This is a genomic window from Xanthomonas sp. NCPPB 4467, assembly GCF_041475665.2.
Classification (GTDB): domain Bacteria; phylum Pseudomonadota; class Gammaproteobacteria; order Xanthomonadales; family Xanthomonadaceae; genus Xanthomonas; species Xanthomonas dyei.
Genome location: NZ_CM191260.1, coordinates 3,305,265 through 3,325,488, shown reverse-complemented (window position 1 = coordinate 3,325,488; position 20,224 = coordinate 3,305,265). Strand labels below are relative to the sequence as shown.

At 63.2% G+C, this 20,224-nt stretch carries 17 protein-coding genes and 1 tRNA gene; 15 read left to right on the top strand and 3 right to left on the bottom strand.

Going from position 1 to position 20,224, the window contains the following annotated elements; translation table 11 throughout:
- From ACCQ06_RS14625 to pnp, 13 genes are all read left to right on the top strand, one after another.
- On the top strand, nt 1-663 hold the full coding sequence (locus tag ACCQ06_RS14625) for an NADH-quinone oxidoreductase subunit J (RefSeq protein WP_211287690.1): 663 nt from the start codon (nt 1-3) through the stop codon (nt 661-663).
- Nucleotides 660-965, top strand: coding sequence for an NADH-quinone oxidoreductase subunit NuoK (nuoK, locus tag ACCQ06_RS14620; RefSeq protein WP_005914274.1), 306 nt, complete (start codon nt 660-662; stop codon nt 963-965). The genes ACCQ06_RS14625 and nuoK overlap by 4 nt, the downstream gene beginning before the upstream one ends.
- A 7-nt stretch (nt 966-972) precedes the next feature.
- Nucleotides 973-3,105 (top strand): NADH-quinone oxidoreductase subunit L, encoded by a 2,133-nt coding sequence (gene nuoL / locus ACCQ06_RS14615; RefSeq protein WP_228323034.1) that lies wholly within the window; start codon nt 973-975, stop codon nt 3,103-3,105.
- A 20-nt stretch (nt 3,106-3,125) separates the two neighbouring features.
- A complete protein-coding gene (locus ACCQ06_RS14610) occupies nt 3,126-4,628 on the top strand; it encodes an NADH-quinone oxidoreductase subunit M (protein ID WP_046963947.1) in 1,503 nt (500 codons plus the stop codon).
- Nucleotides 4,629-4,664: 36 nt separating this feature from the next.
- Nucleotides 4,665-6,125, top strand: a complete 1,461-nt coding sequence (gene nuoN, locus ACCQ06_RS14605) for an NADH-quinone oxidoreductase subunit NuoN (protein WP_228323033.1) — start codon at nt 4,665-4,667, stop codon at nt 6,123-6,125.
- Between the two features lie 205 nt (nt 6,126-6,330).
- Nucleotides 6,331-6,407, top strand: a tRNA-Met gene (locus ACCQ06_RS14600).
- Between the two features lie 197 nt (nt 6,408-6,604).
- Complete coding sequence (gene rimP / locus ACCQ06_RS14595) at nt 6,605-7,195, top strand: ribosome maturation factor RimP (protein WP_104615911.1); 591 nt, start codon at nt 6,605-6,607, stop codon at nt 7,193-7,195.
- Between the two features lie 4 nt (nt 7,196-7,199).
- Nucleotides 7,200-8,711, top strand: coding sequence for a transcription termination factor NusA (gene nusA, locus ACCQ06_RS14590; RefSeq protein WP_316686622.1), 1,512 nt, complete (start codon nt 7,200-7,202; stop codon nt 8,709-8,711).
- 95 nt (nt 8,712-8,806) lie between these two features.
- Nucleotides 8,807-11,518 carry a translation initiation factor IF-2 gene (gene infB, locus ACCQ06_RS14585; RefSeq protein ID WP_316686619.1) on the top strand — a complete coding sequence of 904 codons (2,712 nt, stop codon included), beginning with the start codon at nt 8,807-8,809 and terminating at the stop codon, nt 11,516-11,518.
- A gap of 142 nt (nt 11,519-11,660) precedes the next feature.
- On the top strand, nt 11,661-12,053 hold the full coding sequence (gene rbfA / locus ACCQ06_RS14580; RefSeq protein WP_104615914.1) for a 30S ribosome-binding factor RbfA: 393 nt from the start codon (nt 11,661-11,663) through the stop codon (nt 12,051-12,053).
- A gap of 81 nt (nt 12,054-12,134) precedes the next feature.
- A complete protein-coding gene (gene truB / locus ACCQ06_RS14575) occupies nt 12,135-13,061 on the top strand; it encodes a tRNA pseudouridine(55) synthase TruB (RefSeq protein WP_316686616.1) in 927 nt (308 codons plus the stop codon).
- A gap of 156 nt (nt 13,062-13,217) precedes the next feature.
- Nucleotides 13,218-13,478, top strand: coding sequence for a 30S ribosomal protein S15 (gene rpsO, locus ACCQ06_RS14570; RefSeq protein WP_055850100.1), 261 nt, complete (start codon nt 13,218-13,220; stop codon nt 13,476-13,478).
- A gap of 168 nt (nt 13,479-13,646) precedes the next feature.
- On the top strand, nt 13,647-15,761 hold the full coding sequence (gene pnp, locus ACCQ06_RS14565) for a polyribonucleotide nucleotidyltransferase (RefSeq protein ID WP_104615916.1): 2,115 nt from the start codon (nt 13,647-13,649) through the stop codon (nt 15,759-15,761).
- A 369-nt stretch (nt 15,762-16,130) separates the two neighbouring features.
- Here pnp and ACCQ06_RS14560 read toward each other — a convergent pair whose 3' ends face one another.
- The 3 genes from ACCQ06_RS14560 to ACCQ06_RS14550 form a co-directional block, all read right to left on the bottom strand.
- Nucleotides 16,131-17,180: a DUF2272 domain-containing protein gene (locus ACCQ06_RS14560; RefSeq protein ID WP_316686614.1), complete on the bottom strand. Its 1,050-nt coding sequence runs from the start codon at nt 17,178-17,180 to the stop codon at nt 16,131-16,133.
- Between the two features lie 63 nt (nt 17,181-17,243).
- Nucleotides 17,244-18,125: a carboxylating nicotinate-nucleotide diphosphorylase gene (gene nadC, locus ACCQ06_RS14555; RefSeq protein WP_228323029.1), complete on the bottom strand. Its 882-nt coding sequence runs from the start codon at nt 18,123-18,125 to the stop codon at nt 17,244-17,246.
- Nucleotides 18,122-18,391: a Trm112 family protein gene (locus tag ACCQ06_RS14550; protein ID WP_055850108.1), complete on the bottom strand. Its 270-nt coding sequence runs from the start codon at nt 18,389-18,391 to the stop codon at nt 18,122-18,124. Before ACCQ06_RS14550 ends, nadC begins: the two co-directional genes overlap by 4 nt.
- Before the next feature lie 58 nt (nt 18,392-18,449).
- Between ACCQ06_RS14550 and purE the strand changes: the two genes are divergently transcribed.
- Together purE and ACCQ06_RS14540 are read left to right on the top strand one after the other, a co-directional pair.
- Nucleotides 18,450-18,953: a 5-(carboxyamino)imidazole ribonucleotide mutase gene (purE, locus tag ACCQ06_RS14545; RefSeq protein WP_316686613.1), complete on the top strand. Its 504-nt coding sequence runs from the start codon at nt 18,450-18,452 to the stop codon at nt 18,951-18,953.
- Nucleotides 18,950-20,095, top strand: coding sequence for a 5-(carboxyamino)imidazole ribonucleotide synthase (locus ACCQ06_RS14540; protein ID WP_316686612.1), 1,146 nt, complete (start codon nt 18,950-18,952; stop codon nt 20,093-20,095). Before purE ends, ACCQ06_RS14540 begins: the two co-directional genes overlap by 4 nt.
- Nucleotides 20,096-20,224 lie beyond the last annotated feature (129 nt).

Sequence of the window (20,224 nt, the reverse complement as noted above, 5' to 3'; positions counted from 1 at the left end):
ATGATGGACTGGGTCTCTATTGCTTTTTACGCCTTCTCCGCAATCGCGGTGGTGTCCGCCGGTGCGGTGATCAGCGTGCGTAACCCGGTGTATGCCGTGTTATGCCTGATCCTCACCTTCTTTTCGATGGCCTGCATCTGGTTGCTGGTCGGTGCCGAGTTCCTCGGCGTCACACTGGTGCTGGTCTACGTCGGCGCGGTGATGGTGCTGTTCCTGTTCGTGGTGATGATGCTGGACATCGACACCAGCCGGCTGCGCGAGGGCTGGGTCAAATACATGCCGTTGGGCGTGATCGTTGCGGTGGCCATGCTGGCGCAGATGGTCACCTTGATCGGGGTCAAGGCGCGCACTGCCACACCGTTCCCGGTCGACAATGCCGCCGCGCAGGCAGCCGACAGTTCGAACCTGACCTGGCTGGCCAAGAGTCTGTATACCGAGTTCCTGCTGCCGTTCGAATTTGCCGCCGTGATTCTGACCGTGGCCGTGGTGGCCGCAGTGATGCTGACCTTGCGCAAGCGTACCGGCATCAAACTTCAGAATGCCAGCGAGCAGTCGCGCGTGAAGGCGGGCGATCGTCTGCGCATGGTCAAGATGGCAGTCGAAAAGCCAGTACAGGCTGCGCCGCGCGTCGATGCGGCCGACGGACAGGAGGCGAAGTCTTGATTACCTTGGGCCACCTGCTTGGACTGGGTGCGGTGCTGTTCTGCATCTCCCTGGCCGGCATCTTCCTCAACCGCAAGAACGTCATCGTGTTGCTGATGTCGATCGAGTTGATGCTGCTGTCGGTCAACGTCAACTTCATCGCGTTCTCGCGCGAGCTCGGCGACACGGCCGGTCAGTTGTTCGTGTTCTTCATCCTGACCGTTGCCGCCGCGGAGGCCGCCATCGGTCTTGCGATCCTGGTGACTCTGTTCCGTACGCGCCGCACGATCAATGTGGCCGAAGTCGACACGTTGAAGGGCTGACCTGTAGATGGAAATCACTCTCTCCAAGAGTCTGTTGATTGCGGTGGTGCTTGCACCGCTGGTCGGCAGCATCATCGCCGGCCTGTTCGGTCGCCAGGTAGGGCGCAAGGGTGCCCAGTACGTCACCATCCTCGGTGTGGCGGTCAGCTGCGTGCTGTCGTGCCTGACCCTGTATCAGTTGGTGGAGCAGGGCGCCAGCCCGTTCAACCAGAACCTGTACACCTTCTTCGATGTCGGCAACTACTCCGCGCATGTCGGCTTCATGGTCGATCGCCTGACCGCGATGATGATGGTGGTGGTGACCTTCGTGTCGCTGCTGGTGCACATCTACACCATCGGCTACATGGAAGAAGACCCCGGCTACCAGCGCTTCTTCAGCTACATCTCGTTGTTTACCTTCTCCATGCTGACGCTGGTGATGAGCAACAACTTCCTGCAGCTGTTCTTCGGCTGGGAAGCGGTGGGTCTGGTGTCGTACCTGCTGATCGGCTTCTGGTTCAAGCGCCCGACTGCCGTGTTCGCCAACATGAAGGCGTTCCTGGTCAACCGCGTCGGCGACTTCGGCTTCATCCTTGGCATTGCCGGCGTTTTGTTGTGGTTCGGCTCGCTGGATTACGCCACCGTGTTTGCCAACGCCACCACCATGGCCGGTGCCAAGGTACAGCTGTTCGCGGGCCACGAGTGGAGCGTGATGACGCTGATCTGCATCTGTCTGTTCATCGGCGCGATGGGCAAGTCGGCGCAGGTGCCGCTGCATGTGTGGCTGCCTGACTCGATGGAAGGCCCAACCCCGATCTCGGCATTGATCCACGCTGCAACGATGGTCACCGCCGGCATCTTCATGGTGGCGCGCATGTCGCCGCTGTTCGAACTGTCGGAAACCGCGCTCAACTTCATCCTGTTCATCGGTGCGACCACGGCCTTCTTCACCGGCCTGATCGGCATCGTGCAGAACGACATCAAGCGCGTGGTCGCGTACTCGACGCTGTCCCAGCTCGGTTACATGACCGTGGCGCTGGGCGTGTCGGCCTATTCGGCCGCCGTGTTCCACCTGATGACGCATGCCTTTTTCAAGGCGCTGCTGTTCCTGGCGGCGGGCTCGGTCATCATCGGCATGCACCACGAGCAGGACATGCGCAAGATGGGCGGCCTGCGCAAGTACATGAAGGTGACCTACTGGACCAGCGTGATCGGTACGCTGGCACTGGTCGGTACGCCGTTCTTTTCGGGTTTCTACTCGAAGGACACCATCATCGAAGCCGCTGCGCACCACGCGCACGAATCGCATAGCTGGATCGCGACCTACGGCTACTGGTCCGTGCTCGGTGGCGTGCTGGTCACCAGCTTCTACAGCTTCCGTCTGCTGTTCCTGACCTTCCACGGCAAGGAGCGTTTTCGCGATGCTCATGCGCACGATGCGCATACACATCACGACAGCCACGCGCACGATGCGCATGCGCATGACAGCCATGGTCACGACGATCACGGTCATGGGCACCACGGAGCGCATGAGCCGCACGAGTCCAAGTGGGTGGTGACCTTGCCGCTGATCCTGCTGGCGATTCCGTCGGTGGCGATCGGTTTCTTCACCATCGGTCCGATGTTGTTCGGTACCGATTGGCAGGGCCACCACGCGGCGCATGCGCTCAAGGGGCAGGCCGTGTCGTTCTTCACCGGCATCGTCGACTTCTACGACCCGGCGCGCGATACCGTCGGTGCGCTGGCCGAAGAATTCCACGGCCCGGTCGCGTTCGCGTTGCACGGCATGATGGCGGCGCCGTTCTTCCTGACGGTCGCCGGTCTGTTGCTCGCCGCGCTGTTCTATCTGTGGAAGCCCGACCTGGCGACCAAGTCCCGCAAGGCGTTCGCGCCGATCGTGTGGTTGCTGGAAAACAAGTACGGCTTCGACAAGCTGTGGATCAATGGCTTCGCCGGTGGCGGTGTTGTCCTTGGCAAGGCGTCACGCGCAATCGACTCCCATGTGGTCGACGGCGTGGTCGTCAATGGTTCTGCCCGACTGATCGACCTGGCTGCAAATCTGCTGCGTCGCACGCAATCCGGTTTCCTCTATCACTACGCCTTCGCAATGATCATCGGTTTGATCGCCTTGTTGGCGGTACTGATGCATTTCTGGCGTTGACCTGTACGGAATAAGAAAACGTGTCGAACTGGCCTTTACTGTCTATCTTGATCTGGCTGCCGATTATCGGTGGCGCCCTGATCCTTGCGTTGCGCAACGCCGAGACTGCCCGCTGGGCGTCCTTGGCGGTGGCGGTGGCGACCTTTGTGCTGAGTCTGCCGCTGTTGGGCTACGACACCGCCAATGACGCGATGCAGTTCATCGAACTGCATGCCTGGATCCCGGCCTACAACATCGGCTACAACCTGGGCGTGGATGGCATCGCGGTCGCGTTGATCGTGCTCACCACATTGGTGACGGTGCTGGCGCTGATCGGCGCCTGGCGCTCGATCGACAAGCGCGTCAATCAGTACGTCGCCGCGTTCCTCATTCTGGAAGGTGTCACCGTCGGTATCTTCGCTGCCACCGACGCCATGCTGTTCTATGTCTTCTTCGAAGCCATGCTGATCCCGATGTTTCTGATCATCGGTGTCTGGGGCGGTCCGCGGCGTATCTATGCGGCGATGAAGTTCTTCCTCTACACCTTCCTCGGCTCGGTGCTGATGCTGGTGGGTCTGGTCTACCTGTACCTCAAGGGCGGTAGCTTCCAGCTCGCCGACCTGTATGCGCTGCAGCTGACCGCCAAGGAGCAGACCTGGATCTTCTTCGCATTCCTGATCGCCTTTGCGGTCAAGGTGCCGATGTTCCCGGTGCATACCTGGTTGCCGGACGCCCACGTCGAAGCACCGACCGCCGGTTCGGTGATCCTGGCGGCGATCGCACTGAAGATCGGCGGTTATGGTTTCCTGCGTTTCAACCTGCCGATCGTTCCCGATGCCAGCCATGAGTTTGCGTGGCTGGTGATCACGCTGTCGCTGATCGCAGTGATCTACGTCGGCCTGGTGGCGTTGGTGCAGGACGATATGAAGAAGCTGGTGGCGTATTCGTCCATCGCGCACATGGGCTTCGTTACCCTCGGCACCTTCATCGCCTTCACCCTGGTGCGCGAGTACGGCAGCACCGACGCTGCACGCCTCGGTTTGCAGGGCGCAATGGTGCAGATGATTTCGCACGGCTTCGTGTCAGGCGCAATGTTCTCCTGCATCGGTGTGTTGTACGACCGCATGCACACCCGCCGCATCGCCGATTACGGCGGCGTGGTCAACGTGATGCCGTGGTTTGCCACTTTTGCCATGCTGTTTTTCATGGCCAATGCCGGTCTGCCGGGTACCAGTGGTTTCGTCGGTGAGTTCATGGTGATCCTGGCCAGCTTCCAGAAGCATCCATTGGTTGCCTTCGCTGCCGCCACGACCTTGGTGATCACGGCCGCCTACACACTGTGGCTCTACAAGCGCGTGTTCTTCGGCGAGGTGGCCAATGCCCATGTGGCCGAGCTGAAGGACATCAATGGCCGCGAGGCTTTCGTGCTGGGGGTGTTCGCTGCTGGCGTGCTGGCCCTGGGCCTGTATCCGAAGCCACTGACCGATCTGATGGAACCATCGATCGCCAAGCTGGCTACCCAGATCGCCGCGAGCAAGCTGTGACCGCTTGCCGTACGTTTTGATTCTCAGGATTTGATGATGACCACGCCAACGCTCGCGCCGTTGACCACCGCTGACCTGGCTCCGCTTGTTCCGGAGCTGGTGCTGATCGGCGGCGCCTTCGCACTGCTGATGCTCGACCTGTTCATGAGCCAGCGGAACAAGGTCTGGACCCACTTGTTCTCCATCGCCGTTCTCGCCGTGGTGTTTGCGCTGTTGGCGACCGGTACGGGCGGGCAGGGCGAGATTTTCAACGGCATGTTCGTGCGCGATACCGCGGCGGACGTGATGAAGACCGTGATCGTGCTCGTCAGCGGGTTGAGCCTGGTCTACGGCTGGACCTACCTGCGCGAGCGCAATCTCTATCAGGGCGAAATCCCGGTACTGGTGTTGTTCGCCACCGCCGGCATGATGCTGCTGGCGTCGGCCGGCAGCCTGTTGATGGTCTATCTGGGCCTGGAACTGTTGGCGCTGTGTTCGTACGCGCTGGTTGCGTCCAACCGCGACAACGGCCTGGCCACCGAAGCGGCGATGAAGTATTTCGTGCTGGGTTCGTTGGCGTCGGGTCTACTGCTGTACGGCATGTCGCTGGTCTATGGCGCCACCGGTACCTTGAGTCTGGCTGGCATTCATGAGGCGATCGAAGGCTCGGGCGAGCGCACATTGCTGCTGACCGGCACCATCTTCATGATCGCCGGCGTGGCATTCAAGCTGGGCGCCGCGCCGTTCCATATGTGGCTGCCCGATGTCTATCAGGGCGCACCGGCACCGATCGCGTTGTTTATCAGCTCGGCACCGAAGCTGGCTGCCTTCGGCATGACCTACCGCCTGCTGGAAGTGGGCATGGGTCCGTTGTCGCCGCAGTGGCATCTGCTGATTGGCGGCCTGTCGGCACTGTCGCTGGTCATCGGCAACCTGATGGCCATCGCGCAGAGCAATCTCAAGCGCATGCTTGCGTATTCCACGGTCTCGCACATCGGCTTCCTGCTGATGGGCGTGGCCGGTGGCGGCGAAGAAGGCTATGCGGCTGCGATGTTCTATGCCGTGAGCTACACCATCATGTCGACCGCCTCGTTCGGCGCGATCATCGCGTTGTCGCGCAATGGCTTCGAAGCCGAGAACATCGACGACTTCAAGGGCCTCAACGCGCGCAATCCGTGGATGGCCGGGTTGGTGCTGTGCATCATGGCGTCGCTCGCGGGCATTCCGCCGTTCCTCGGCTTCTGGACCAAGTTGGCCGTGCTGGGTGCGGCGGTGAAGGGCGACATGCTGTGGCTGGCGCTGGTGGGTGTGCTGTGCGCGGTGATCGGTGCGTACTACTACCTGCGTGTCATCAAGGTCATGTACTTCGACGAGCCGGTGGGTGAGCCGCTGCCTGCCAACAACGATCGCGTCCTGGGCACGGTGCTGGGCGTCAACGCACTCGCGTTGCTGGCGCTGGGTCTGGCCTGGAGCCCGATCATGGTGTGGTGCCAGCGTGCGTTTGCTGGTCTCGCGTAAGCGTGTCGCGCGGGTGTCGCGTTCATCGCGATACCTGCTTGCATGCGGATGGCGCGGATCTGAAATAAAGTTGTAATTGGTGTTTCGTTTTTGTTGCATTGCGGTTATCATTCGCCGCGACGTTGGACACTCGCCAAAGTGTCCAGCAGATGAAAAACTTAGGGCTTGCAATTGCCGCTCAAGTTCTTCATAATTCCGCTTCTGCTGCGGGGTGGAGCAGTCTGGCAGCTCGTCGGGCTCATAACCCGAAGGTCGCAGGTTCAAATCCTGCCCCCGCTACCAAGTTTCGAATTACCGCTTTATCGCAGTGATTCAACTTCTTGGATCGTAAGGACGCATGTTCCCGTCTTTACGCCGACCCTGAGAGGTCGGGCTTTTTTCACGCAAGGGGCCCATCGGGCCCCTTGTTTTTTCCGGAACCGGAAAGTTTGCTGCCGGTTGCCGGGGTTCTACTGGCAATCATTTGATCAGGGCAGTCTGTGAGCGAAAAAGCGACCGAAATCGCGAATCTGCTGAGTCCAACGGTTGAGTCCCTGGGCTTGGAACTGCTGGGCGTGGAGTATCTTCCCGCGCCAGGTGGCGCCACGTTGCGCCTTTACATCGATGTGCCGCTGGCCGAACAGCCCGAGCGCGTGATCAACGTCGACGACTGCGAGCGCGTGAGCCGCGAAGTGTCGGCCCAGCTCGACGTCGAAGACCCGATCAGTGGCAACTACACCCTGGAAGTGTCCTCGCCGGGTGTGGACCGTCCCTTGTTCACCCTCGAACAATTCGCGCGCCATGCCGGCGAGTCCGCAAAGATCGTGTTGAAGCTTGCGCAGGATGGTCGGCGCCGCTTCCAGGGTCAGATCCTGCGCACCGAGCCGGAAGCTGCCGCCGTGGTGTTTTCGGTCGACGGCAAGGACGTACAGATCGGCTTCGACAATATCGACAAGGCGCGCATCCTGCCGGATTGGGTCGCCTTGGGCCTGGCGCCGCAAAAACCGAATAAGCCCGGCCCGAAAAAACCCGGGCACGACAAGAAGAAACCATCCAACGAGTCGGCGGCTGGCAAGCCGCGCGCGGAGTGACTAAATGAGCAAGGAACTTTTGCTGGTAGTGGATGCGGTGGCCAATGAAAAAGGCGTGCCGCGCGAAGTGATCTTCGATGCGATCGAGGCCGCGCTGGCTTCCGCAGCGAAGAAGCGCTATCCCGACCAGGACGTGTTGACGCGCGTGACCATCGACCACAAGGACGGTAACTACGAAACCTTCCGCCGTTGGGAAGTGGTGGCCGACGACGTGGTGATGGAGTCGCCGGATCGCCAGGTGCGTCTGATGGACGCCATCGACGAAGCCGACGGCGTAGATGTGGGCGACTACATCGAAGAGCAGATCGAAAACCCGGATTTCGGCCGCATCGCCGCGCAGGCTGCCAAGCAGGTAATCGTGCAGCGTGTGCGCGAAGCCGAGCGTCAGCAGGTGGTCGATGCATGGAAGGACCGCGTGGGCGAGCTGATCACCGGTGTGGTCAAGCGTGCCGAGCGCGGCAACATCTTTGTCGATCTGGGCGGCAATGCCGAAGCCTTCATTCCGAAGGACAAGGGCATTCCGCGCGACGTGCTGCGCCCGGGCGACCGCGTGCGCGGTTATCTGGCCGAAGTGCGCTCCGAGCCGCGCGGCCCGCAGTTGTTCATCAGCCGCGCCGCACCGGAATTCATGATCGAGCTGTTCAAGCTCGAAGTGCCGGAAGTGGGCCAGGGCCTGGTCGAGATCAAGGCCTGCGCACGTGACCCGGGCGACCGCGCCAAGATCGCGGTGATTGCGCACGACACCCGCACCGATCCGATCGGTGCCTGTATCGGTATGCGCGGTTCGCGCGTGCAGGCGGTGTCCAACGAGCTCAATGGCGAGCGCGTGGACATCGTGTTGTGGAACGAGAACCCGGCCAACTTCGTGATCAACGCGATGGCGCCTGCCGAAGTGCAGTCGATCATCGTCGATGAAGACAAGCATTCGATGGACCTGGCCGTGGCAGAAGACCGCCTGGCGCAGGCGATCGGCAAGGGCGGCCAGAACGTGCGTCTGGCCAGTCGCCTGACCGGCTGGCAGCTCAACGTGATGACCGCCGACCAGGTGGCCGCCAAGTCCGAGGCTGAACAGGCGGCGGCGCGCCAGCTGTTCATGGATCGCCTGGAAGTGGACGAGGAAATCTCCGCCATCCTGGTGTCCGAAGGCTTCAACACGGTCGAAGAAATCGCTTACGTCCCGGTCGGTGAACTGCTGGCGGTGGAAGGTTTCGACGAAGACATCGTCGAAGAACTGCGTGCCCGTGCCCGCGATGCGTTGCTCAACGCCGCGCTGGCCGAGGAAGAAGGACTGGAAGGAACTCAGCCCACCGAGGACCTGCTGGCGCTGGAGGGGATGGACGAGGAAACGGCCTTTGCTCTGGCCGAGCACGGCGTGCGCACCAGCGAGGACTTGTCCGACCTGGCAGCGGACGAGATCGTCGACTTCGGCATTGAGGGCATGACCCAGGAGCGCGCCTCGGCGCTGATCCTGGCGGCCCGCGCCGAGGAGATCGCCCGTTTGGAGCGCGGCGAATGAGCCGGCAATGAACCGCGCCCTGACCCCATCAGGGCTTAGAATCAGCGTTTCCCTTGCTCTGGGCGAGGGGGCGCCAACCAGATCATAGGATCCGAATGTCGCAGCAAACCACCATCCGCAAGCTTGCCGAACTGGTCAACACGCCGGTCGATAAACTGCTGGTTCAACTGGCCGAGGCCGGAATGAAGTTCAGCGGTCCCGACCAGGTCGTGACCAGCACCGAGAAGATGAAACTGCTTGGCTTCCTGCGTCGCACGCATGGCAAGGCCGAGACGCCCGCCGAAGCGGCGAGCGAAGCAGCCAAGAAGATCACGCTCAATCGGCGCAAGCTGCAAGAAGTCACGGTCAGCGCCGGCCGCACCAAGACCACGGTCAACGTGGAAGTGCGGCAGAAGCGGACGTACGTAAAGTCCGAGAACGAAGGCAGCGGCCGCGCCGTGCCGATGACGCCGGACGAAGAGCGCGCCGACATCCTGGCCAAGCTCGCTGCATCGCGTCAGCGCAATCTCGACGAGCAGCAGGCCCTGGCCGAGAGCGACCGTGTGCGCGATGAAGCGATTCAGCGCAAGCGCGACGAAGAGCAGGCCGCAAAAGACCGTGTAGAAGCCGAGCGCAAGGCTGCCGAGGAAGCCGCTGCGGCTGCCAGTGCGCCGGCCCCGGTTGCCGCTGCGCCGACGCCGTCGTCGGCGCCTGCTGCGCGTGCACCATCTTCGCCGTCGTCGGCACCGCGTCCGTCTCGTCCGGCTGGCGCCTCGCCTGCCTCGCGTCCGGCGACGCCGGCACGTCCGGATGATCGCAACAACGCCGCCAAGCACAAGACGCGCGGTTCGCACGTCATGGTGGCTGGCGTCGAAGACGACGATGCGACCAAGCGCTTTGCCGGTCAGCTGCATCTGTCGGCCGCCGATCGCGCGCGTCGTTCCAATGTGCGTGGCAAGCCGACCGGTCGTCCGGGTTCGTCGTCGTCGCGTCGCGGCAATGATGGTGGTCGTGGCAGCAACCAGAGCAACAGCGGCCCGCACGGGTTCGAGCGTCCGACTGCACCGGTGGTGCGTGAAGTGGCGATCGGCGAGACCATCACCGTGGCCGATCTGGCGCAGAAGCTTGCGCTCAAGGGCGGCGACGTGGTCAAGGCGCTGTTCAAGATGGGCGTCATGGCGACCATTACCCAGAGCATCGATCACGACACCGCTGCACTGGTGACCGAAGAACTCGGCCACAAGGCAGTGCGTGCGGACAATGCCGACTTCGAAGATGCGCTGCTGGCGCATTCCGAAGACGCGCAGGGCGAGACCACCTCGCGTCCGCCGGTCGTGACCATCATGGGTCACGTCGATCACGGCAAGACCTCGCTGCTGGACTACATCCGTCGCACCAAGATCGCTTCCGGCGAAGCTGGCGGCATCACTCAGCACATCGGTGCGTACCACGTCGAAACCGGCCGTGGCGTCATCAGCTTCCTGGATACGCCCGGCCATGCCGCGTTTACCTCGATGCGTGCGCGCGGCGCCAAGATCACCGACATCGTGGTGCTGGTGGTTGCGGCCGACGACGGCGTCATGCCGCAGACCAAGGAAGCGGTTGCGCATGCCAGGGCGGCAGGCGTTCCGTTGATCGTGGCGGTCAACAAGATCGACAAGGCCGGCGCTGATCCGCTGCGGGTCAAGAACGAATTGCTGGCCGAAAACGTGGTGGCCGAAGATTTCGGCGGCGATACCCAGTTCATCGAAGTGTCGGCCAAGGTCGGTACCGGTGTGGACACGCTGCTGGATGCGATTTCGCTGCAGGCCGAAGTGCTGGAACTCAAGGCGGTGGCCGATGGCCGCGCCAGTGGTACCGTGATCGAATCCTCGCTGGACAAGGGCCGCGGCCCGGTCGCGACGGTGCTGGTGCAGCAGGGCGCGCTGAAGCGTGGCGACTATCTGGTGTGCGGTATTCAGTACGGCCGCGTGCGTGCGCTGTTCGACGAAACCGGCCATCAGCCGGCCTCGGCGGGCCCGTCGATTCCGGTGCAGGTGCTCGGCCTGTCCGGCGTGCCGGAAGCGGGCGATGACTTCGTGGTCGTCGACGACGAGCGTCTGGCCAAGGACGTGGCACAGCAGCGCGAAACCAAGCGCCGCGAGTCGCGTTTGGTCGCCTCGGCAACCAACCGCATGGAAGACATCCTGGCCCAGATGGGCAAGGGCGAAGGCCAGCAGGTATTGAACCTGGTGATCAAGGCCGACGTGCAGGGTTCGGTGGAAGCGCTCAAGCAGTCGCTGGTGGCATTGTCCAACGACGACATCCGCATCAACGTGATCCATTCCGGCGTGGGCGGCATCACCGAGTCGGATGCGAATTCGGCAGCGGCGTCCAAGGCCACGATGATCGGCTTCAACGTGCGTGCGGATGCATCGGCGCGCAAGATCGTCGAGTCCAACGGTATCGATCTGCGTTACTTCTCGATCATCTATGACGTGATCGATCAGGTGAAGCAGGTGGCGTCCGGTCTGCTCGGCGTGGAAATCCGCGAAGAGATCATCGGTATTGCGCAGGTCCGCGACGTGTTCCGCAGCTCGAAGTTCGGTGCGGTTGCAGGCTGCATGATCATCGAAGGCGTGGTGAAGCGCAGCAAGCCGATCCGCGTGCTCCGCGACAGCGTCGTGGTGTTCGAGGGCGAGCTCGAATCGCTGCGTCGCTTCAAGGAAAACGTCGACGAAGTGCGCAACGGTACCGAGTGCGGTATCGGCGTGAAGGCTTACAACGACGTCAAGCCTGGCGATCAGATCGAGTGCTTCGAGCGTATCGAGGTTGCCCGCACGCTGTAATGGCTACCGGGGCCTGCGGGCTCCGGTCTTCCAGACAGGCGATGGTGTCCGCAAGTTCTGCAAGGCGAGGGCGGCATGGCCGCCCGCGTTCGTTTTTGGCTTCGGTGCCATCTGGCCCTCCGAATCAACCAGGTCCACGACCATGCCAACCAAATCATTCCATCGCACCGATCGCGTTTCTGCGCAGGTGCGTCGCGACCTCGGCACGATCGTGCACGCGGCCGTGCGCGACCACGGCTTGCCGTCGGTCAGCGTTTCCGATGTCGAAATCAGCCGCGATCTGGCGCACGCCAAGGTGTTCGTCACCGCACTGCAGCAGGAGCGTTCGGCCGAAGCGGTCAAGGGACTCAAGGAAATCGCCGGACAGCTGCGCACGCAGTTGGCGCGCGCGATGAAGCTGCGTCACGTGCCCGAGCTGCACTTTCACTACGACGACTCGGTCGACCGTGGCGAGCGTATCGATAACCTGCTGCGTGACCTGGACGATGTCGGTCCGCAGGCCACGTCCAGCGACGAAGACACCGAGCAGCGCTAAGCGCTGTGTCGGCTGGGCGAGATGGCCGCGCCCCCTGGATTCCCGCGGACGCGCACAGCGCCCGATTCGAGCACCGATCTTTTGAAACCCCGCATCGTCTATCGCCCGCTGCACGGCATCCTGTTGCTGGATAAGCCGGCTGGGCTCAGTTCCAACAACGCATTGCAGGCCGCGCGCCGTCTGTTGCGGGCGGAAAAAGGCGGCCACACCGGCAGCCTGGATCCGCTGGCCACCGGCTTGCTGCCGTTGTGCCTGGGCGAGGCGACCAAGATCGCCGGCTTGCTGCTCGGCTCGGCCAAGGCGTACGACGCCGAGGTGGTACTGGGCGTCACCACCGATACCGACGATGCAGACGGTGAACCGCTGCGCGAGCGTGCGGTGCCTGCGCTGACCGAAGACGCGCTACGCGCCGCCTTGGCGCCGTTGATTGGCCGTATCCAGCAGCAGGCTCCGATCTATTCCGCGCTCAAGCAGGGCGGGGAGCCGCTGTATGCCAAGGCGCGCCGGGGCGACGTGATCGAGGCGCCGGTGCGCGAGGTCGAGGTGCACGCGATCGAGTTGATCGGCTACCACGCGTCGCGTCTGCAGTTGCGCGTGACCTGTGGCTCCGGCACCTACATCCGCAGCCTGGCCCGCGATCTGGGCGAAGCACTCGGCTGCGGCGCGCATATCGCCTCGCTGCGCCGGCTCTGGGTAGAACCGTTCCGATCGCCACAGATGATGACCCTGGAAGCGTTGAGCGCAGCATTGGAATCTGGCACGCGGGCGGAAGATCTGCTGCTGCCGATCCAGGCCGGGCTGGCCGATTTTGCGCAGATCACCCTCGACCAGGCCCATGCGACCCGCTTCCGGATGGGGCAACGCTTGCGCGATCCGGCATTTCCGGCCGGTCACGTCGCCGTTTTCGGCCCGGATGGAAGCCCGTCAGGCCTTGGCCTTGTTGACGCTGACGGTCGGCTGTCGCCGCAGCGCTTGTTCAATGGACTGAACGAGACTCCGGGTTGTTAAGGTCTAGTCAACTTGTTCCCGGCGCCATGCAACGGTACAATTTCGCGGCCCCGATCGTGGCACCTCCGCGCCAAGCGCGCGCATCCCTAGCAAACGGCGAGTCCGACGGTGCGTCATGCACGTTTCTGTCGACCACGCATCTATCGAGAAAACATAATGTCTGTCGACACCCAGAAAGTCATTGAAGACAACAAGCGCAGCGCCCAGGACACCGGTTCGCCGGAAGTGCAGGTCGCTCTGCTGACCGCACGCATCGAGCTGCTGAGCGGTCACTTCAAGACCCACAAGAAGGATCACCACAGCCGTCGCGGTCTGCTGCAGATGGTCAACCGTCGCCGCAGCCTGCTCGACTACCTGAAGAAGAAGGACAACGAGCGCTATAAGTCGTTGATCGAGAAGCTCGGCCTGCGCCGCTAATCGAGTCCTACCGCCGCGGCGCAGCGATGCGCCGCGGTTTTGTTTTGGTCGTTCGCAAACGCGTCATCGCAGTCCCAAGTTCATGGGCCGGAGCCTCCCGGCCGCCCGTTCTCGGCATGGGTCGACGACGGTCCAACGAAGACAGTTACACCTAAGGAAAAAACCTCCGTGGCAAAAATCACCAAAACCTTCCAGTACGGCAAGCACACCGTCACCCTGGAGACGGGCGAAGTCGCTCGCCAGGCGAGCGGTGCCGTCATCGTCAAGATGGACGACACCGTACTGCTGGTCACCGCCGTCGCCGCAAAAACCGCGCGCGAAGGGCAGGACTTCTTCCCCCTGACGGTCGATTATCAGGAGAAGTTCTATGCCGGCGGCCGCATCCCGGGCGGCTTCTTCAAGCGCGAAGGACGTGCGACCGAGAAGGAAACGTTGATCTCGCGCCTGATCGACCGTCCGATCCGTCCGCTGTTCCCGGAGGACTACAAGAACGAAGTACAGATCATCGCGACCGTGATGTCGATGAACCCGGACATCGACGGCGATATCGCCGCGCTGATCGGTGCATCGGCTGCACTGTCGCTGGCCGGTACCCCCTTCAACGGCCCGATCGGCGCCGCCAAGGTGGGCTACAAGAACGGTGAGTACATCCTCAACCCGACCATCGCCGAGCTGAAGGATTCGCAGCTGGAGCTGGTGGTTGCCGGTACCGCCAATGCGGTGCTGATGGTGGAGTCGGAAGCCGAGCTGTTGTCCGAAGAAGTGATGCTGGGCGCAGTGACCTTCGGTCATCGCGAACTGCAGAAAGTCATCAACGCGATCAACGAGCTGACCGTCGAAGCCGGCACCAAGCCCAGCACCTGGGTTGCGCCTGCCAAGAACACCGCGCTGATCAACGCGCTGAAGGAAGCCGTTGGCACGCAGCTGGCGAGCGCCTTCCAGGTGCGCGACAAGCTGCAGCGTCGCGACGCCATTTCGGCGATCAAAAAAGACGTGATGGAATCGCTGGCCGGCCGCGTCGCCTCCGAGGGCTGGAGCACCGCCGAGCTGTCGAAGGAATTCGGCGAGCTGGAATACCACACCATGCGCGACTCGGTGCTCGACACCAAGGTGCGTATCGATGGTCGTGCGCTGGATACCGTGCGTCCGATCGCGGTGCAGGCCGGCGTGTTGCCGCGTACCCACGGCTCTGCGCTGTTCACCCGCGGCGAGACGCAGGCGATCGTGGTCACCACGCTGGGCACTGCTCGCGATGGCCAGGTGATCGACGCGGTCAGCGGCGAGTACAAAGAAAACTTCCTGTTCCATTACAACTTTCCTCCGTATTCGGTGGGCGAGTGCGGTCGGTTCGGTGCGCCGAAGCGTCGCGAAATCGGTCATGGCCGTCTGGCCAAGCGTGGCGTGCTCGCCGTGATGCCGAGCCTGGAAGAATTCCCGTACACCATCCGCGTGGTCTCGGAAATCACCGAGTCCAATGGTTCCTCGTCGATGGCATCGGTCTGCGGCAGCTCGCTGGCGCTGATGGATGCGGGCGTGCCGATCAAGGCGCCGGTCGCGGGCATCGCCATGGGCCTGGTCAAGGAAAACGACCGCTTCGTGGTGCTGTCGGACATCCTGGGTGACGAAGATCACCTGGGCGACATGGACTTCAAGGTGGCCGGTACTGCCGAAGGCGTGTCCGCGTTGCAGATGGACATCAAGATCGAAGGCATCACCGAAGAGATCATGAAGCAGGCATTGCAGCAGGCCAAGGCCGGCCGTCTGCATATCCTCGGCGAGATGGCGCACGCACTGACCACCCCGCGTCTGGAACTGAGCGACTACGCGCCGCGTCTGCTGACCATCAAGATCCATCCGGACAAGATCCGCGAAGTGATCGGCAAGGGTGGTTCGACCATCCAGGCGATCACCAAGGAAACCGGTACGCAGATCGACATCCAGGACGACGGCACGATCATCATCGCCTCGGTCAACGCCATCGCTGCGCAAGCTGCGAAGTCGCGCATCGAGCAGATCACCTCGGACGTGGAGCCGGGCCGTATCTACGAAGGCAAGGTCGCCAAGATCATGGACTTCGGTGCGTTCGTCACCATCCTGCCGGGCAAGGACGGCCTGGTGCACGTCTCGCAGATTTCCAGCGAGCGCGTGGAGAAGGTCGGCGACAAGCTGAAGGAAGGCGATCTGGTCCGCGTGAAGGTACTGGAAGTGGACAAGCAGGGCCGTATCCGTCTGTCGATCAAGGCAGTGGAAGAAGGCGAGGGCGTCCCGCCGTCGGCCGAGTAATCGCTGCTGGTTGATGCGTCACGAAAAAGCGGGCTTCGGCCCGCTTTTTCGTTGTCGGTTCGGAATGATCCATGCCTTGTTCCTTCTCCCCTTGGGAGAAGGTGCCCCGAACGGCCGGATGAGGGGTCGGGCGCAGCCTGTTGCAGTTGAGGCAGCACCATGGCTTCGCTCCTCCAACCCCTATCCCGCAGAGAGAGGGGCTAGAGCGTGGCGCCACGTGTCTGTTCCTTCTCCCCTTGGGAGAAGGTACCCCGAAGGGGCGGATGAGGGCACGGGCGCAGCATCATGCAGTTGAAACGACACCAGGGCTTCGCCCGGTACCCTCACCCCAGCCCTGCTCCCGCAGGGAGAGGGCCGTTGAATCTTTCCTCACCCGGGCTGCTGGGTCGGCGCCGGCTGCGTTTCTGGGCGCGGCGGCACCACACGCGGGAAACCTGGAGGCATCGTCTGCTCGGCAGGCGGTGCGGTGGGCGCAGGCAGTGGCTCGGTTGGCGGCGCCAGCATTGCTGCGTCGGGACGCAGCTTCAGCAGCGCGGCCCAGTCGCGTCGGTTGAAGTCGCACAGTTCTTCGTGTGCCGGCGTACATTCGCTGGCGACACCAAGGCTGTCTTCATTCTGATCTTGCGCGCTGTCGGACTGCGGCGTCGGCAATACCACGCGGCCGGCGCGGTCCAGCGGCATCTTGCGCATCATCACGGTGTTGAACACGTTGCCGCCGATTAGATACAGCGTGCGATCGCCGCCGACATTGGCAGCCACCACCACATCGCAGTGCGATTGCCATGGCATCGGTGCGCTGCCGCCCAGGGCGGCCTTCAACCCTGCGTAGCCGAGCGTCACGCTGCGCCCGCGCAGCAGGCACAGCAGATCGCCGGGTGCGGGTTTTTCCAGTGCAGGGTCGGCGAACTGATAAGGGCCGGTGGCGCCGTCGTTATACGCGCTGCGGATGTAATCAAGATGACGTGCGGAGCGGTGGAATCCGCTCAGTCTCGCTTGCGTCATCACCCATGAAATGAAAGCGGCCGACCACGGATTGTCGACAAGAAAGGCGCGACAGTCGCTGGCGGTGTAGCGGGTGCCATCCAGTGCGGCGCAGCTCGATGCGCCGGGACGTCCGCCCATCGAGGCGAGCGTGCCGCTGTCGCGCCAATAGCCTGCGACGCGCTGCCAGGCCACGACGCCATCGTCGGCAAGATAGCTTGATTCGGCTTCGGTCACGCCCAGGCTGGCAAGGCGCCCTTTGGCATCGATAAACGGGTATTGCCACAGGCGATGCTCGTTACAGGCCGAGCGCACGATGGCGATGGCCGCAGGACTGGTGCCGAAGCGCGGTGGCATATCGCACACTTCCGCAGCCGCAGCGCCGCCTCCCAATCCTGCAAGCAGCAGGCACATCCACGGCCAGGGTCTTACGATCATCGAACATCCTGAACTAAATCAATCGCAGCAGGCTGACAGAGCAGACTGCGCGCACGCGTGAAATCAGCGCGGGGCCGGGCCCAGTTTGAGCGATAGATCCACCGCCAGCACATGCTTGGTGAGCCCGCCGATGGAAATGCAATCCACGCCGTCCTGCGCAATTGCGCGGATGCTGGCCAGGTCGACGCTGCCGGAGACTTCCAGCGGGATACGCTGATCCACCGGCAACGCGGCGACGATACGCACGGCGTCGCGGCGCATCGCCGGATCGAAGTCGTCGATGAGGATACGCGTGCAGCCCACCTGCAATGCCTCGCGCAGCTGCGCCAGCGTTTCCACCTCCACCACCAGCGGTAGCTGCGGTTGCTGGGCACGTGCGGCCTGCACGGCTGCACTTAACGAGCCTGCGGCGCGGATGTGGTTTTCCTTGAGCATCACCGTGTCGAACAGGCCGATGCGGTGATTGTCGCCGCCGCCGCAGCGCACTGCGTATTTCTGCGCCATGCGCAGGCCCGGCAGCGTCTTGCGCGTGTCCAGGATGCGGGCGCCGGTGCCGGCGACTGCGGCCACATACGCCGCGGTGGTGGTAGCCGTGGCCGAAAGCGTCTGCAGAAAGTTGAGCGAGGTACGTTCGGCACTGACCAGGCTGCGGCTGCGACCTTGCAGGATGGCCAGCACCGTACCGGCGCTGACGTGCTGGCCTTCGTGCACGTGCCAGTCGATGCGTACCTGCGGGTCGAGCGCGCGATGCGTGGCATCGAACCAGGGCCGGCCGGCAATCACCGCATCCTGCTTGCACAACAGATACGCACTGTCGGCTTGATCGGGCAGCAGCGCGGCAGTCACATCGCCAGTGCCGATGTCTTCGGCCAGCGCGCGCGCCACATCGGCGTCGACCAACGCGGCAGGCGGCGCCTCCGGCACGGTGCGCACGGACGAATTCACTTGTCGGGAAAGTCGGTGATCTGGGCGGTGCCGATGGCTTCTTCGGCCAGCAGTACCGGAATGCCGTCGTCGACGCGGAAGATCTGCTTGCGGTCGCGGGTGATCAATGCCTCGCGCAGCGGCTGGCTTTGCGCGGTACCGTCGGCGCGTTGCAGGTTTCCGGCGGCGATGGCGGTGTTGAGTGCTTCCAGGCCTTTGCCGTCCAGCAGCGAGAGTGGCTGGCGGGTGTCGGGCGAGCACAGCAGGTCGAGCAGTTTGCGATCCATCGAAGTCTTGTCTTGCGTGGAGATTGGCTAGAATACGTCTTTACCGCAGGGCAGGGCCATGACCTCCAACCACTCCGCGCCGCTGGTCGGCATCGTGATGGGCTCCCGTTCGGATTGGGAGACCATGCAACACGCAGCTCAGAAGCTCGATGCGCTGGGCGTGCCGTACGAAGTCAAGGTGGTGTCGGCGCATCGTACGCCCGATGTGCTGTTCACCTACGCCGAGCAGGCGAGCGCGCGTGGGTTGCGCGCGATCATTGCCGGTGCCGGCGGTGCGGCGCACCTGCCGGGCATGCTGGCGGCCAAGACGGCGGTGCCGGTGCTGGGTGTGCCGGTGCAGTCCAAGGCGCTCAACGGCATGGATTCGCTGCTGTCGATCGTGCAAATGCCGGCCGGCATCCCGGTGGCGACGTTTGCGATCGGCAATGCCGGCGCCGCCAATGCGGCGTTGTTCGCGGCTGCGATGCTGGCACCGGAGCAGGCGCAGATCGGCCAGGCACTGGCGCAGTTCCGTGCCAAGCAGACCGATGATGTGATGGCCAGCGACGACCCGCGCCAATGACCACCGTCGGCATTCTGGGGGGCGGCCAGTTGGCGCGCATGCTGGTGCTGGCGGGCGCACCGCTTGGGCTGCGGTTTGCCATGTTCGACCCGGCGGCCGATGCCTGCGCAGGGCAGGTGGCACCGCTGCAGGTGGGCGCGTTCGACGATGCTGCCGCGCTCGCTGCGTTCGCCGCACAGGTGGATGTGGTCACCTTCGATTTCGAAAACGTGCCCGCGGCCAGCGCGCAGCAACTTGCCGCGCAGGTGCCGGTGTTTCCGCGCCCGGATGCCCTGGCGGTGGCGCAGGACCGGCTGAGCGAAAAAACCTTGTTCCGCGAGCTCGGTATTCCGGTGCCGGAGTTCGCTGCCATCGACGACCGCGCCGGGCTTGACGCCGCATTGGCGCGCATCGGTGCGCCGTGCGTCCTCAAGACGCGCCGCTTCGGCTACGACGGCAAGGGCCAGTTCCGCATCAAGACGCTTGCCGATGCGGATGCCGCATGGACTGCGCTCGGCGCGCAGGCCGCCAAGGTCGGACTGATTCTTGAAGCCTTCGTACCATTCCAACGCGAGGTCAGCGTGGTGGCCGTGCGTGGCCGCGATGGCGAATTCCGTGCATGGCCGTTGACCGAAAACTGGCATGTCGATGGTGTGCTGGCAGCCAGTCTTGCGCCCGCCAGCGTGGACGCGACATTGCAGGCGACAGCGGATGCGCATGCACGCGCGATTGCCGACAGGCTGGACTACGTGGGCGTGTTCGCCCTTGAACTATTCGTACGCGATGGCGAGCTGCTGGCCAACGAGATCGCCCCGCGCGTGCACAACTCCGGCCATTGGACCATCGAAGGCGCGGAGACCTCGCAGTTCGAAAATCATGTGCGTGCCGTGCTCGGGTTGCCGTTGGGCAGCACCGCGATGCGCGGTCATGCGTGCATGCTCAACTGGTTGGGTACGATGCCGGACGCTGCGGCATTTCTGGCAGTGCCCGGCGGGCATTGGCACGACTACGGCAAGCAATCGCGCGATGGTCGCAAGGTGGGCCACGCAACGCTGCGTGCCGATACCCCGCAGATGCTGACACAGGCGCTGGTCGAAGCCGGCATGGCACTGCAGCGCAATGCGCACGTTGAACCGGTGATTGCGCGCCTGCGCGAAGGCTGAGTGTCAGTCAATCCCGAGGCATCGCGACGCAGCAGTGAGGCGTCGCGAGGGTTGTGGTGCCGACTGCGTGCGCTTCGATTGAGTGCGCGCAGGCGTGTGCATCGGTGAGCGATCCATCGGCATTCAGAG